Origin of the sequence: Nibrella viscosa (genome assembly GCF_039541875.1) — a bacterium.
GTDB lineage: Bacteria > Bacteroidota > Bacteroidia > Cytophagales > Spirosomataceae > Nibrella > Nibrella viscosa.
This window is the reverse complement of record NZ_BAABHB010000001.1, coordinates 1,072,355-1,086,382: the sequence shown is the minus strand read 5'-3', so window position 1 is coordinate 1,086,382 and position 14,028 is coordinate 1,072,355. Positions and strand designations below refer to the sequence as shown.

10 protein-coding genes are annotated in these 14,028 nt (G+C 54.8%); 8 read left to right on the top strand and 2 right to left on the bottom strand.

What is annotated here, in order from left to right; translation table 11 throughout:
• The first annotated feature begins 100 nt into the window (after positions 1 to 100).
• From ABD931_RS04630 to ABD931_RS04595, 8 genes are all read left to right on the top strand, one after another.
• A complete protein-coding gene (locus ABD931_RS04630; RefSeq protein WP_345264411.1) occupies positions 101 to 1,741 on the top strand; it encodes a TldD/PmbA family protein in 1,641 nt (546 codons plus the stop codon).
• Between the two features lie 86 nt (positions 1,742 to 1,827).
• A complete protein-coding gene (locus tag ABD931_RS04625; RefSeq protein ID WP_345264409.1) occupies positions 1,828 to 3,177 on the top strand; it encodes a TldD/PmbA family protein in 1,350 nt (449 codons plus the stop codon).
• Positions 3,178 to 3,275: 98 nt separating this feature from the next.
• Positions 3,276 to 3,893: a DUF4159 domain-containing protein gene (locus ABD931_RS04620; RefSeq protein ID WP_345264407.1), complete on the top strand. Its 618-nt coding sequence runs from the start codon at positions 3,276 to 3,278 to the stop codon at positions 3,891 to 3,893.
• A gap of 1 nt (position 3,894) precedes the next feature.
• Complete coding sequence (locus ABD931_RS04615) at positions 3,895 to 4,869, top strand: AAA family ATPase (protein WP_345264405.1); 975 nt, start codon at positions 3,895 to 3,897, stop codon at positions 4,867 to 4,869.
• 62 nt (positions 4,870 to 4,931) lie between these two features.
• Positions 4,932 to 5,804, top strand: coding sequence for a DUF58 domain-containing protein (locus ABD931_RS04610; RefSeq protein WP_345264403.1), 873 nt, complete (start codon positions 4,932 to 4,934; stop codon positions 5,802 to 5,804).
• 72 nt (positions 5,805 to 5,876) lie between these two features.
• Complete coding sequence (locus tag ABD931_RS04605; RefSeq protein ID WP_345264401.1) at positions 5,877 to 7,100, top strand: BatA domain-containing protein; 1,224 nt, start codon at positions 5,877 to 5,879, stop codon at positions 7,098 to 7,100.
• On the top strand, positions 7,097 to 9,280 hold the full coding sequence (locus ABD931_RS04600) for a hypothetical protein (protein ID WP_345264399.1): 2,184 nt from the start codon (positions 7,097 to 7,099) through the stop codon (positions 9,278 to 9,280). Before ABD931_RS04605 ends, ABD931_RS04600 begins: the two co-directional genes overlap by 4 nt.
• Entirely contained in the window at positions 9,277 to 10,923 is a 1,647-nt protein-coding gene (locus tag ABD931_RS04595; RefSeq protein WP_345264397.1) for a hypothetical protein, read from the top strand. The genes ABD931_RS04600 and ABD931_RS04595 overlap by 4 nt, the downstream gene beginning before the upstream one ends.
• 30 nt (positions 10,924 to 10,953) lie before the next feature.
• On the opposite strand, the gene ABD931_RS04590 is transcribed toward ABD931_RS04595, so the two are convergent.
• Positions 10,954 to 12,315 carry a sensor histidine kinase gene (locus ABD931_RS04590; protein WP_345264395.1) on the bottom strand — a complete coding sequence of 454 codons (1,362 nt, stop codon included), beginning with the start codon at positions 12,313 to 12,315 and terminating at the stop codon, positions 10,954 to 10,956.
• Positions 12,316 to 12,737: 422 nt separating this feature from the next.
• Positions 12,738 to 14,024: a sensor histidine kinase gene (locus tag ABD931_RS04585; RefSeq protein WP_345264393.1), complete on the bottom strand. Its 1,287-nt coding sequence runs from the start codon at positions 14,022 to 14,024 to the stop codon at positions 12,738 to 12,740.
• Between the last annotated feature and the right edge of the window lie 4 nt (positions 14,025 to 14,028).

The following is a 14,028-nucleotide window of genomic DNA, read 5'->3' as shown; positions in this document are numbered from 1 at the left end:
CAAGTTTCAGGCTTCACGTTTAGCCTGTAGCGGAGCAACCGCCGGGCGGCCCCGCTGAAACTTGGAACCTGAAACTTCAGACTACAAACCTCTTAAAAACTTGAACCGTCGACACTTCAATCAACTGCTGGGAATGGGCACTGGAGCGCTGATGCTCCCTACTCTTCCCTCACTGGGTAGGCCCGTAGACCCGGCAGCCCTGCTCGAACCCGGCCTGGATGTAGGCGTAAAAAAACGCCTGGCCGATGCCGCCCTGAATGCCGCCAAAGCCGAAGGCGCTTCATACACCGATGTGCGCATTGGCCGCTACCTGCGCCAGTTTGTCATCACCCGCGAAGACAAGGTGCAGAACATTGTCAATACCGAATCCTACGGGGTAGGCGTTCGCGTGATTGCCGATGGCTGCTGGGGCTTTGCTGCCGTTGTCGATGCTAAAAACGAAGCCCAGACTGCCAAAGCGGCCGAAGAAGCCGTAGCCATTGCCAAAGCCAACGCCAAACTGATGAAGCAGCCGGTACAACTGGCTCCCCAGAAAGGCTTTGGCGAGGTTAGCTGGAAGGCGCCCATCCAGAAAAACGCATTCGAAGTCCCCATTCAGGAGAAAGTAGACCTGCTGCTGAGTGTGAACGATGCGGCTATGAAGAACGGTGCCAACTACGTCAACTCGTTCCTGTTCATGGTCAACGAGCAGAAGTACTTTGCCTCCACCGACGGCTCCTACATCGACCAGGACATTCACCGCATCTGGCCTGTTTCGACCGTCACGGCCATCGATCCCAAATCGGGTAAGTTTGAGACCCGGCAGTCGCTGAGCTCGCCCATGGGGATGAGTTACGAGTATCTTCAAACCAACCCCGCCGATAAGGTAACGGGCATCACCACCCGCTACAACAAAGGCTACGATATGCTGGAGGACATGACCGCTGCCGCCAAACAGGCCAAAGAGAAGCTCACGGCTAAATCGGTTGAAGCCGGCAAATACGACCTGATCCTGGACCCTTCCCACCTGTGGCTGACCATCCACGAGTCGGTAGGGCACCCGCTGGAACTGGACCGGGTGCTGGGCTACGAAGCTAACTTTGCCGGTACCTCCTTTGCTACCCTGGACAAACTGAAGAGCGGCAATTTCCAGTACGGCAGCAAACAGGTCAACCTGGTGGCCGATAAAACGCAACCCGGCTCTCTGGGTGCCGTCGGCTGGGATGATGAGGGGGTTAAGACCAAACGCTGGGATCTGGTTAAAGAGGGAACGCTGGTTAATTACCAGGCCATTCGCGACCAGGTACACATCCTGGGTGAAAATGAGTCGCATGGCTGCTGCTATGCCGACTCCTGGGGCAAGGTGCAGTTTCAGCGGATGCCGAACGTGTCACTGGCACCCGGCCGGCAAGCGCTTTCGGTTAATGACCTCATCAAAGATGTCAAGAAAGGCATTTACATCATTGGCGATGGTTCGTTCTCCATCGACCAGCAGCGATATAACTTCCAGTTTGGCGGGCAGTTGTACTACGAGATTAAAGACGGGCAGATTGCCGGCATGCTGAAAGATGTAGCTTACCAGTCGAATACGCAGGAATTCTGGAATTCCTGCGTACAGATCTGCGACGAAAAAGACTATCGTTTAGGCGGCTCGTTCTTCGACGGCAAAGGGCAGCCTGAGCAGGTAAGTGCTGTTTCGCACGGTAGTTCTACCGCCCGCTTCAACGGCGTCAACGTCATTAATACGGCAAGAAAGATATAGTTTTATTGTTACAGGTTTCAAGTTTCAGGTTTAGAGTCCTGGCAACTTGAAACCTGAGACCTGAAACCTGAAACCTGAAACAAATCATGTCCATCATACTATCAGAATCCGAAGCCAAGGCGCTGCTGCAAAAGGTGCTGAACTACTCAAAAGCGGATGAATGTGAAGTAAATCTGCTGGGCGAAGAGCGCGGCAACATCCGGTACGCCCGGAACGAAGTCTCGACCAGCGGCTCGGTAATCAACCAAAACCTGGCGGTTCAGTCGGCATTTGGCAAGAAAGTAGGCGTGGCCACCATTGATGAGTTTGATGATGCTTCTATCGAAAAGGTTGTGCGTCGGTCAGAGGAACTGGCCCGGCTGGCTCCCGAAAACCCGGAGTATGTCGGTGTGCTTGGCCCTCAGCAATACCTGAAGACGAACGGCTTTTTTGAATCTACCGCCAAAATCAATCCGGCTGCCCGCGCCGACGCGGTTGCTAAAAGCCTGGAACTGACGCGCAATACCAGGGGAGGCCCGGCCTTATCAGCCGCTGGGTTTATGGAAGATCAGCGGGGCTATAACGCCATAATGAATTCTAAAGGCCTGTTTGCCTACTACCCCAGCACCAATGTAAATTTCTCGTTGACAGTTAGAACCGAGGATGGTACTGGCTCCGGATACATTACCCGAGGCTATAGTGATTTCTCTAAACTGGATACGGCTGCCGATACCCGAATTGCCACTCAGAAGTGCCTGGGGTCGGTCGGGGCGAGAGCACTGGAGCCGGGCAAGTACACGGTCATTCTGGAGCCAACGGCGGCTGCCGTTCTGCTGGAGAATATCTTCTTTAACATGGACGCCCGCAACGCCGATGAAGGCCGGTCGTTCCTGAGCAAACCTGGTGGCAAAACCAAGCTGGGCGAAAAGATCGTCGATGAGCGCGTTACCATCTATTCAGACCCAGCCAACCCCGAACTGCCCGCTTCTCCCTGGTCGGGCGATGGTCGGCCACAGGAAAAAGTTAACTGGATTGACAAAGGTGTTGTGAAAAACATGCCGTATTCCCGCTTCTGGGCGCAGAAGCAGGGGGTCAAAGCGGTGCCCTTCCCCAACAACGCCATCATGGCGGGGGGCATGGCTTCACTGGAAGACATGATTAAGAGTACCCAGCGCGGTATTCTCGTCACCAAGTTGTGGTACATCCGCTCCGTAGACCCGCAGACGCTGCTGCTGACCGGCCTCACCCGCGACGGAACCTTTTACATCGAGAACGGCAAGATCAAGCACCCGGTGAAGAACTTCCGCTTCAACGAAAGCCCGATCATCATGCTCAATAACCTGGAAGCGTTGGGAAAACCGGAGCGGGTCGTCAGCACCGAAACCGACAATAACTACCTGATTCCGCCGATGAAAATCCGGGAATTTACGTTTACCAGTTTGTCGGATGCGGTGTAATAGTCATTAGTCGATAGTCAAAAGTGCTGACGCCAGATATACTAACAACTGCCGGGCGGCCCTGTATTGACTATCGACTATTGACTAACAACTAATTTATGAAGCCTTTCTTTTTCACCCGCATACAGTACACCTCCGGAGATTGGGATACCGACCAGCGTATGCCGGTTAATCTGCTGCATTCGCTGGTGGAGTATACCACGATACCGGTCGACCAGAAAGAGAAGGTGGTGCAGTTGAGCAGCAACGAGATTTTCCGGAGTCCGTTCTGTTACCTCAGCGGGCATAAACTGGTGGAGTTTTCGGCACAGGAGCGGGACCACTTCCGGCGGTATGTGCAGAACGGCGGCTTTATTTTTGTCGATGATTGCAACCACGACATCGACGGACTGTTTGCCAAATCGTTTGAGCAGGAAATGGCACGTACCTTCGGGCCGAAGGCGTTGCAGAAGATCCCAAACAGCCACCCGCTCTATACCTGCTTTTTCCGCTTTGAGGAAGGTCCGCCAACGACCTCGTTTGAACTGAACGGCTGGGGCGATGACCTGGTGCATGATTACCTCAAAGCCATCACCGTCAACGGCCGCATCGGGGTACTGTACAGCAACAAAGATTATGGTTGCGAGTGGGATTACGACTTCCGCAACAAACGCTTTCTGGCCGAAGACAATACTAAGTTCGGGGTCAATATTGTTACATACGCTTTAACGACTTAATTTGGAAACGCAGGAATTAACCCACTACAAAGCCCTTGTTGCCAAGCTCCCCCTCTTAAAAAAAGAGATCGGCAAAGTGATCGTAGGTCAGCAGGAAGCCATTCAGGAAGTCCTCATCGCCCTGCTGGCGGGCGGCCACTGCCTGCTGGAAGGCGTACCGGGCCTCGCCAAAACGCTGATGGTCAAAACGATGGCCGATGCGCTGGACATGCGATTCAAACGCATCCAGTTCACCCCCGACCTGATGCCGGGGGATATTGTCGGTACCGAGATTCTGGAAGAGGACCACGAGACCGGCCGCAAGTTTTTCAAATTCAATTACGGCCCCATCTTTGCCAATGTGGTACTGGCCGACGAGATCAACCGGACACCGCCCAAAACACAGGCGGCTCTGCTGGAGGCCATGCAAGAGTATAAGATCACCTACGGCGGTACAGATTACCCCCTGCCCCGGCCCTTCCTGATCATTGCCACCCAGAATCCTATTGAGCAGGCGGGTACGTATCCGCTGCCGGAGGCTCAGCTTGACCGTTTCCTACTGTATATCAAGCTGAGCTACCCCTCGGAGCAGGAAGAATTGGATGTCCTGAAAAGCACAACCGGCACCGCCCGGCCCCAACTGCAAACCATACTAACCGACCAGGATATTGCCGACCTGCAACTGCTGACCCGGCAGGTACACATCAGCGACGAGCTTATTTCGTACATTAACAGACTGGTGCGGTCGACCCGGCCGGAAAGTAGCCCGTCCGCCTTTGTCAGACAGTGGTGCGACTGGGGAGCGGGTCCGAGGGCAGGTCAGGCGCTGGTTCTCTGCGCCAAAGCCAGAGCCGTGCTTCACGGACGCTTTTCGGTGATTCCGGACGATATTCAGACGCTGGCCTACCCGATCCTGCGTCACCGCATCGCCCTCAACTTCCGCGCCGAAGCCGAAAACATTACCACCGACGATGTCATCAAAGAACTCTTAAAGTGATGTGGGATTCCGGATAGCCCCCGGCAACCAACAAACCAATCAACCACTCAACTACTCAACCATTGCCCCTGCAACTAGCCACCGAACTCGTTAAGCTTAACAACTTACAATTGGCCGGAAAACTGGTCAGTGATGAACTGTTGCTGGGTATTCACGCCAGTAAACGGTCGGGGGCGGGCACGGAGTTTGAGCAGTACCGCCATTATGAACCAGGGGATGATCCGAAGCGCATCGACTGGAAACTTTTCGCCCGCACCGACAGGCACCTTGTGCGGGAGTCGGCCACGGAGAGTAACCTGCACATCCGGTTTCTGCTTGATCTGTCAGGCTCGATGAATTACGAAGAAGAAGGTGTGAGCCGGTTGGAGTATGCGAAGATTCTGCTGGCGTCGCTGGCCTACCTGGGCTACCGGCAAAGCGATCAGATGAGTCTGTACACCCTTCAGAACGGCGGCTTGCAGACACTGGTGCCGGCGGGTAAACAGGCGTTTCAGAAGATTCTGTATGCCTTGCAAAACGCGCAGGCGTCGGGGCAGTGGCTGAACGAGCGGCCCCGCTTTCCGGAGTTTCAGCCGAAGCAGAAGGAACTGCTGGTATTGGCGTCAGACTTTTTGCAGGTGGGCGATGAGTGGCTGCAACTGATTAAGGGCATTGCCAGTCCGCGCCGGGAGATTGTGATCTTTCAACTACTAGGCAAGCAGGAAACAGACTTTGATCTGAAGGGGTTTTACCGGTTTAAGGATCTGGAGACCGGGCGCGAAATTGAACTACAGGCGGAAGCCGTGCGAGAGCAGTTTCTGCAGGCAGCTACGCAGTATTTGCAGAAACTGGAGGAAGCCTTGCGCATGCCGCATGTGCACCTGATTCGCGCCCGGCTGAGTGATCCGGTGGCGGTGGTGCTACAGGATTTTTTGCGGGCGAAGATCAGGGGGTGAAGGTTTTAGAGTTATTACACAGACCGGGACGCCTGCCGGATTCACAGAGTTTCAAGGAGATATACAGAGAGGATGGAGTTTTTGGAGCCGTTATTGCTTTGGGGAGGATTGGCCGTGACCATTCCGGTTGTGATCCATTTCTGGCATCAGAAGCGGGGAAAGGTCATAACCTGGGCGGCAACGCAATGGCTGACGGAGAAGAATCAGCAACAGCACCGGGGTATTCAGTTGGAGAACCTGCCGCTGCTGCTGCTTCGCTGTCTGCTGGTACTATTTCTGGCTTTCCTGCTTAGCGGGCCGGTAATGCATTGGCTGAACCCGAAACCCCTCGGCCGGAAAATTCACCTGGTACAGCCCGATGCCCTGCTGGTCAACAACGTTCGGTTTGAGCTGGATAACGCCCTCCGGAACGGAGAAACAGTGTACTGGATCGCGCCCACACCCGAATCGGCGGCTTCGCTGACGCCATTGCCTGCGCAGCGCACCAATCCACGGCTGGTCCAAACAGCCATTAACCAGCTTCGCGATGCGGGTACACTACGCCCGGCCGATACCCTCCAGTTGTACCTGGTCAACAACGCGCAGTACCGCGATACACCGTATATCTTTGTGCCGGTTCCGTTTCAGGTACACGCCGTAACCGACACGGTCGGGCGGCCGGTTCAGCCGTACCTCGTAGCCGCCGACAACCAAAATCTGTATGTCAACGCCCAGGGCAAACTCACCAGCAGCCCTACCCTACCAGCCCAGATTCAATTCAGTTCAAAACCAGTTCACACGGGGCCTCTATCGGTTTTGCTGGATTATCGCAACCCAGCCGAGCGGCAGACGGTTGCGGCTGCACTCGGAGCTTTGGCCGAGGTGTATGCGCTTGATTTGGAAATCAATACACAAAAACAGCCGGACAAAGCCTATCAATGGGTACTAACCGATCGGCCGGTCACGACACCCACCCCGCAAACGGTCTATGTCGTCTCCGGAAATTACGCAACGAGTTTGCCGGCCTCCAATATTCGGTATGTTGCCGACGTGCTTACACCCCAGACGGCCGAATTGGTAGCGGGTGGCCAACTACCGGAATGGCTGGGTGAATTGCTCGTGCAGCAGTTTGGGCTGCAACCGGCCGCAGCCCCGCTGGGCCGGCAGGAATGGGCGAATCTGTTTGTGCGGTCCGCGACTCGCCGGTCTGCATCACAAGCCGGCGAGTTGCCCGACAACGCAAACGCCTACCTGACGCTGTTGTTTATGATTTTGATTGGTATGGAGCGTTGGCTCGCTTTACGAAGAAACGCATGACCGCTTTAAAACAGACTATTACGTCGGTAATCTACCAACTATACGCCAACGCGCTGCTGAAAGGCCTGCTGCTGGCACTGTCGGCTTACCTGCTCACCGCAACCCTGACGCCGTCAACGCTCATACCCATACTGGCCGGGCTGCTGGGCTTTAGTGCCGGGCTACTCGTGACAAAAATCTATCAGGACAAAAAGCCTCAGGCAATCAGCCTGATTCACCAGCGGGTAGATGATGCTGAATACAGCCTGCACCTGCTGGATAAGCCAACCCTCAACATTGCCGAACAGCTCCAGCTCGAACGCCTGGGCGAACGGGTCCAGCAGGTAAAGATGCCGGCACTGGTATGGTCCAGCCTCGGGTTGTATGGCGTTATGCTGCTGGCATCCCTGGCCGTTCATTTTGCGTTTCCGCTGCTGCAAACCAGTCCGCAGCCTCCCAAACAGCAGGCAGATATGGCCGTAAGCGCAGCAGACGAAAAACCGGCCGTTCCGGTCTTTCGGTCGGCCACATTAGCGATCCGGCCTCCGGCATACACCCAGTTACCCGAAAGGCGCTCGTCGGACCTTAACGCCACCGCCCTCAGCGGCTCCGGTTTACAGTGGCAGGTGCAGTTCAGCCATAGCCGGCAACTAATCGTCCGTCTGGCCAACAGCCGGGGCGACGAGTTACCCTTTACGAAAACAGGTGATAGATTTACCTATTCCGACCGGCTGGTTACCTCCGGTCTCTATGCCATCAAAGCCTACTACCAGGATTCGCTGGTTTATCAGTCGGACTTTTACCGGCTGGAAGCCCAGCCCGACCTGGCCCCCAAAATTGAACCGGATTCGAAGGAACTGTATCGGTATCATGCGCTGAAAGACCCAAAGACCATTTCCATTGCGGCCCACATTTCCGATGATTTTCGGGTAAGTCAGGCGTTTATCGTAGCTACCCTTGCCCGTGGCTCCGGCGAAAATGTAAAGTTCCGGGAGGTGAGGTTTCCGGTGGGACCAGCCAACTTTAAAGACGCCCGCATCACCAAAAGCCTTGATCTGAAGGCGCTCAACTTTGCGCCGGGCGATGAACTGTACTACTACTGGGCCGCCATGGACAACCGGCAGCCGGAACCCAATTTCTCTAAATCCGATACCTATTTCATCGTCTACAGAGACACCACTAAAGTCGACGAAGCCGAACTGGCCACGATGGCGGTCAACATTATGCCCGAGTACTTCCGCAGCCAGCGGCAAATCATTATCGATACTGAGAAGCTGATTGCCAAACGGAACAAAATCGCGCAAAAAACCTTCAACAGCACCTCCAACGAAATCGGTTACGACCAGAAACTGCTACGGCTGCGGTATGGGCAGTACTTGGGGGAGGAATTTGAAAACAGCATTGGCGGTCACGCACTGCCGGATAATGACGAAGGCGATATGCTGGACGGCTATATGCACAAGCACGACAAGGAAGGCGAAGAACACGACCACCACGCGGCAGAGCCGCAGCATAACCACGCACACAACGACCATAAGGCAGGTAGCGAGAATGAAGACCCTTTGGCGGCACTGATGGAGCAGTATGTGCATTCGCACGATAATGGCGAGGTCAATACTTTTTACGAGCAATCGACCCGAAGCCTGCTGAAGATGGCGCTGGAGCAGATGTGGCAGTCGGAGCTGCACCTGCGCCTGTACGAGCCCGAAAAGGCCCTGCCCTTCGAGAAAAAAGCCCTCGAATACCTAAAATCGGCCCAGCAGAAAGCCCGCTCGTTTGTAAAAAAAACCGGCTTTGACCCGCCCCCCATCAAAGAGAAAGAGAAGCGCCTGACGGGTGAACTGAAAAACATGAACCCCGGCTATAAGCAGGAGCGGATGTACGATCAGCCTCGGGTAGTGCAGCTCGTTGGCGATGTCCTGGGCTACCTTGAACTAAATTCGCTTAATCCGGCGCAGCAGCGGCAGGTGCAACAACTTAGTGCCCTGCTCACCGATCAGGTGATGAACAGCCGGCTGACCAACTGGTCGGTGTTAGGCTCGCTGCAAAAACTGGCCAGCGGTAATGCCCTGCCGGTAGCCGAGAAGCGGCAATTAAAAACTAAATTATATGCGCTAACCGGCTATTCCGGCCGTACCGGCACCCAGTCATATGCGAGTGATCGTAAACTGGAGCGAGTGTTTTGGGGGAAATTGAAATGATTAAGCTAACCGTTAACTGGTCGGAGACCTCAACCCTATTTACCCTGCTGGCGTTGGCCGCCCTGCTGCTGATGCAGATTTGGCTGATTAGCAGGAATAGGATGATACCCGGCCGACGAAAAGGCGTCCGGCTGGTGCTGAACCTGGTACTCTGGTTACTGCTGGCCGGCTTTGTCCTGCAAGCCCGCTGGACGGTCAGCTCCGGCACTACCCATGCGCTGCTTGCCGGGGATGATGTACCCAGATCATATCTCCGACAGGTAAGAGATAGTCTGTCTGTCCGGGAAACCTACACCCCGGATGATGTTAAAACCGGACAGTTCGACGGGCAGCGGTTTGATCAGGTCACGCTCATCGGGCAAAATATTGACGCGGAAACACTCAGCCGGTTGAGCCGGCAGCAACTCCGGTGGTTTCCGTACTATGCTCCCGATCAGATTCAGGATATACACTGGAAAGGAGTCGTCAGGAAAGGAGACAGGCAGCGGATCAGCGGCCGCATTCGGTCATCCAAACAACAGTGGCTAAAAGTCAACTACGGCAACCGGACCCTCGACAGCCTGGAATTACCGGCCGGTAATACAGCGTTTACCCTCCAGTTTCCGGCGTTCTCCACCGGCCGAACCGTAACGGAACTGGTGCTGGATCAACAGGTCGTCGATACCCTGCACTTTTTCACCCAACGGGCTGAGCCGCTGCGCTACCAGTTCATCCTCGGCAGCCCGGATTTTGAAAGCAAAACGCTGGCCGACTGGCTGGGCAAGCAGGGGCATTCGGTGCAGGTACAGGCTACCCTCTCCAAAAACATCAGCAGCAGCCTGCACATTAATTCTAAAGCCGGCAAGCCCGATATTGTCATCACCGATCCGGACCATGCCGGTCATCCTGTGGTTAAACGCGCTATTGCCGACGGCAAAAGCGTGCTTTTCATCAACCTGGCGGAGCCGGAGGCAAATAGTATTGCCATAAACCGGGCGCTGGGCAGTACCTGGAAACTGCGCAGAGTATCCAGCGAACAGACCGTTTCCATTGGCAATGGTCTTCAGGCCCTGCCGTACACAATAGCCGGTGCGTTGAATCAGGTTCCGATTCCCGGCTATCCGGCTGCGGTCCAGCAAATGGGCGGCAAGGTGGGGCTTAGCCTGGTCAGTGAAACGTTTCCGCTACGGCTCGGTGGCGATAGTATCGCCTACGACCGCATCTGGACCACCATACTAAATCCACTACGACCTTCGCAGCAAAATAATGTGCAGGTAGAAGCCCCCCTATTCGCCGGATTAGCAACCTCACTCCGCATCAACAACCCGGCAACACCGGTTGCTGCGGTACGTATCGCTGCCGATACAGTCGCGGTACTACCCTCGCCCCTGAATGAGCGCACCTTCCGGACCAGGTACCGACTTGCTCAACCCGGCTGGCACCGATGGCAGGACACGCTTGAGGTGTATGCAGAAGCCGGTAACCGACCGGCCTCAGTGTATCAGCCGACCCTGATTAGCCGCTACATAGCCGCCCACACCCGCTACCCGGTTCCCGCAACAGCAGTAGCACCCTGGGCCGACAAAAAAGTACCGGGTTGGGTTTGGTTAATGCTGTTCCTGATGGTTTTTACTGCGCTTTGGGTAGAGCCTAAAATTGGTTAGGAGAGGTATTTAAGCGGGAACGCCAACTGGTCAGGACGCTGCCGGGGCTGACTTTTTCTCGGGTTCCAGCAGCGGGAGCACCACCATAAAATTTCCGTCGGTATCCTGCACAACGGGTTCGGGCTGGTTCAGCATCTGGTATTTGGTCATGATATGGAGCAGGCCCTTACCCGTCGATTTTACCTGGCCACTCGGTTTTCGCTGAAGATTGTTGCACACCACCAGCCAACCTTTCACATCGGTGCAGATTTCGATGTTCAGAGGCTGGTCGGCCGAAACGATGTTGTGCTTAACAGCATTCTCTACCAGTAGCTGAAGCGTCAGGGGGGGCAATCGATACGACAAATACTTCTCATCGACGCTTATTGTCAAATCGACTCCTCGCCCGTAGCGGGTCTTCAGCAGGTGGTAAAAGGAGTTGATAAAGCCTAGTTCACGACTTAGGTTTGTCAGACCAGCCTCGTTGTTCTGCAGCAGGTAGCGGTACACGGTTGCCATCTCATCGACAAACACTTCCGCTTTCTGCGGTTCGTCGGCAATCAGCGATGACAGGGAGTTGAGGGAGTTAAACAAAAAATGCGGATTAAGCTGAGCCTGTAACGCCCGCATCTGCACTTCCGACATTTGCTGCTTCAGTTGCTGTACGGCCAGTTCCGACTCCAGATGCTCACGCTGTCTTTTTTCACGCTCGCGGGCCAGGTCCTGCTCCATCACAGCATTCCGGATGGCCGACCGGCGCTGCCGGAAGCCCAGGGCCACCGAAAAACAGATCAGTTCCAGGATGACGCCCATCTGCATGTAGGCGATTGACGATTCCCAGAACGGCCGAAGCGGGCCACCCTCCGGTCGGAGAAAGGCCAGCGCCATTGAGATAAGCCCCCCCACCAGCAGCAACGACGTTCCGGTAACCAGATAGTGCGAAGCGGGACTCCGCAGGCCCATCAACTGGTAAATACCGTAAACACCAAATGTCAGCATGTACAGCCGGATAAAGGTATAAGCCGTTTCGTAGGCGTATCGATCAAACTCAGGCAGCAGGTAGCAAAAGGTAAACTGGTAGGCGATGTAAGCGACAATCAGAACTTTGGTATAGGTAAACAACCGGACCAGGTGCGGCAGCCGTCGTTTGAGATTGAGGAGAATGTCGGAGAAATCGAAGTAAAAGAAATAAGCCGCCACGGCCCCTATGCCCCGGACGAAATAGTAGGTTTCCGACGAGAACCAGTCTTTAATCTCCGGAATACGCAGGCTGAAATAAGCCAGCCAGGCCAGCATATAGAACGTATACAGGGCATAAATACGGCCCCGGAAGGTGATCCACTGGACCACGTTCAGCAGCAGGATCGAGGAGATCATGCCGGAAATTGCCGCGTCCCAAATCTGGAAACTCATACCAACGAAATGAAAACGAACCTGTTGTGCCTTCAAATGTAGGCAATTTACCTGGATTGCCACGACCGCCATCGGCTGAGTTAGTGGGCGGCAACCAATCTGGCCACAAATCACTATAGCCGGCAACCTGTGGAGGTTGCCGGCTATAGTGATTTGTGGAAGCGTTTACTCCATGCCCCACCACGATTGGTGGGGGCGCTGAACCTGGACCTGCCTGGACCGTCCAAACAGGCACGCCAGCCTACTGATTAACTGTTTCATCGATTTATGGTGTGGTTGTTTACTGATTTGTTCGTTAAGAACACCACAAAGGTGCGCAGCACCCCCGAAAAAGGGAAGACAGCGCTGCCCGAAACAGCAATAGATCCCTATGAAACGACTAATCAGGGTAGTTAACAGAATCTGGTACGTGAAGCGAAACGTTAAACGGGCAGATAAAACCGGAAGGTAGCTCCCTGTTCCGGCTGGCTCTCGGCTTCAATGAAGCCGCGGTGGTTTTCTACTACTTTACGGGCAATAGCCAGCCCGATACCCGTGCCGGGATATTCGTTTTTTCCGTGCAGGCGCTGAAACGTCCCGAAGATCCGCTCCGCCTGACTGGGGGCAAAGCCGATGCCGTTATCGCTTACCTGAATAACCCTGAACCTCGCGGTTTGCGCGTCCAGGACCTGAAAAGTGGGCGGCAATTCGGTCCGGCTTACCTCATGGCTTCGGATCTGAATATGCGGGGCGATACCCGGTCTGGTAAACTTAAGCGCATTGGTCAGCAGGTTCTGAAACAGTTGGGCCAACTGCGTTTTGTCGCCCGGCACACTGCCCAGGTCTTCAATTTCAAAGTCGGCCTCTTTTTCCTGAATGATAATTTCCAGCACCGCCAGCACCCCGGCCAATACCTCATTCAGGTTCTGGGATTCCAGGCGCTGGCCAGAAGTGGTCAAGCGAGAATACGCCAGCAGATCACGAATCAGAAACGACATCCGCTCGGCGGCCGCTTCCATCCGGGAGAGGAGGTCCAGGCCCGTAGTCTCCAGCGCTGTTTCGTAACTGCTCTTCAGGATACTGCCGAACGATTGAATTTTTCGCAGGGGCTCCTGCAAGTCATGGCTGGCCACATAGGCAAACTGCTGCAGGTTTTCGTTGGAGCGGTTCAGGGCATGGTTACTGAGTTCCAGAGCGGTAATGGTTTCTTCCAGCTGTTTCTGGGTTTCTTTCGGGCCGGTGAGGTCGGTTACGATTACGCTGAGGCACATGCCTTCATCCAGGGCGAGTAGTTTCACCGAGAACAGGCAGGGCACCAGCCGGTGGCTGCTACAGATGGTGATTTCGGCCTTGGTGTCCTGCGACCAGCTGGTTGTGAACAAATCGTGGTAAACCGTCTTCGATTCGGGTGCCACCAGGGTGTCAAAAAACAGCCCGGTTACTCTGGACAACGGCATGTCGACCAGAGAGGCAAACATAGAGTTGCTGTAAAGGATAAGCCCCTGGTCGTTGAGGGTGACCGCGCCCTCGTTCATAGTTTCGATAAAGACCCGGTACGTCTGATCCGCCGTTTTCAGGGTATACAGCTCATGCCCTTCTTTCCCCTGAATAACCAGGGCGTCGACCTGGCCTGTCCGAATTGCCTGAATGGTTTCGGTGGCTTCCTCCAGTTGGCGCTGAAGTTTTTCGTTTTCCGCTACCAGTTGTTCGTAGGTTTTTACCGGCTTCATTCCA

Bases quoted from the DNA above. Each gene is read 5' to 3' on its own strand.
- ABD931_RS04585 (WP_345264393.1), bottom strand. From the start codon at position 14,024: ATGAAGCCGGTAAAAACCTACGAACAACTGGTAGCGGAAAACGAAAAA.
- ABD931_RS04620 (WP_345264407.1), top strand. From the start codon at position 3,276: ATGAAGCCTTTCTTTTTCACCCGCATACAGTACACCTCCGGAGATTGG.
- ABD931_RS04595 (WP_345264397.1), top strand. From the start codon at position 9,277: ATGATTAAGCTAACCGTTAACTGGTCGGAGACCTCAACCCTATTTACC.
- ABD931_RS04625 (WP_345264409.1), top strand. From the start codon at position 1,828: ATGTCCATCATACTATCAGAATCCGAAGCCAAGGCGCTGCTGCAAAAG.
- ABD931_RS04600 (WP_345264399.1), top strand. From the start codon at position 7,097: ATGACCGCTTTAAAACAGACTATTACGTCGGTAATCTACCAACTATAC.
- ABD931_RS04605 (WP_345264401.1), top strand. From the start codon at position 5,877: ATGGAGTTTTTGGAGCCGTTATTGCTTTGGGGAGGATTGGCCGTGACC.
- ABD931_RS04590 (WP_345264395.1), bottom strand. From the start codon at position 12,315: ATGAGTTTCCAGATTTGGGACGCGGCAATTTCCGGCATGATCTCCTCG.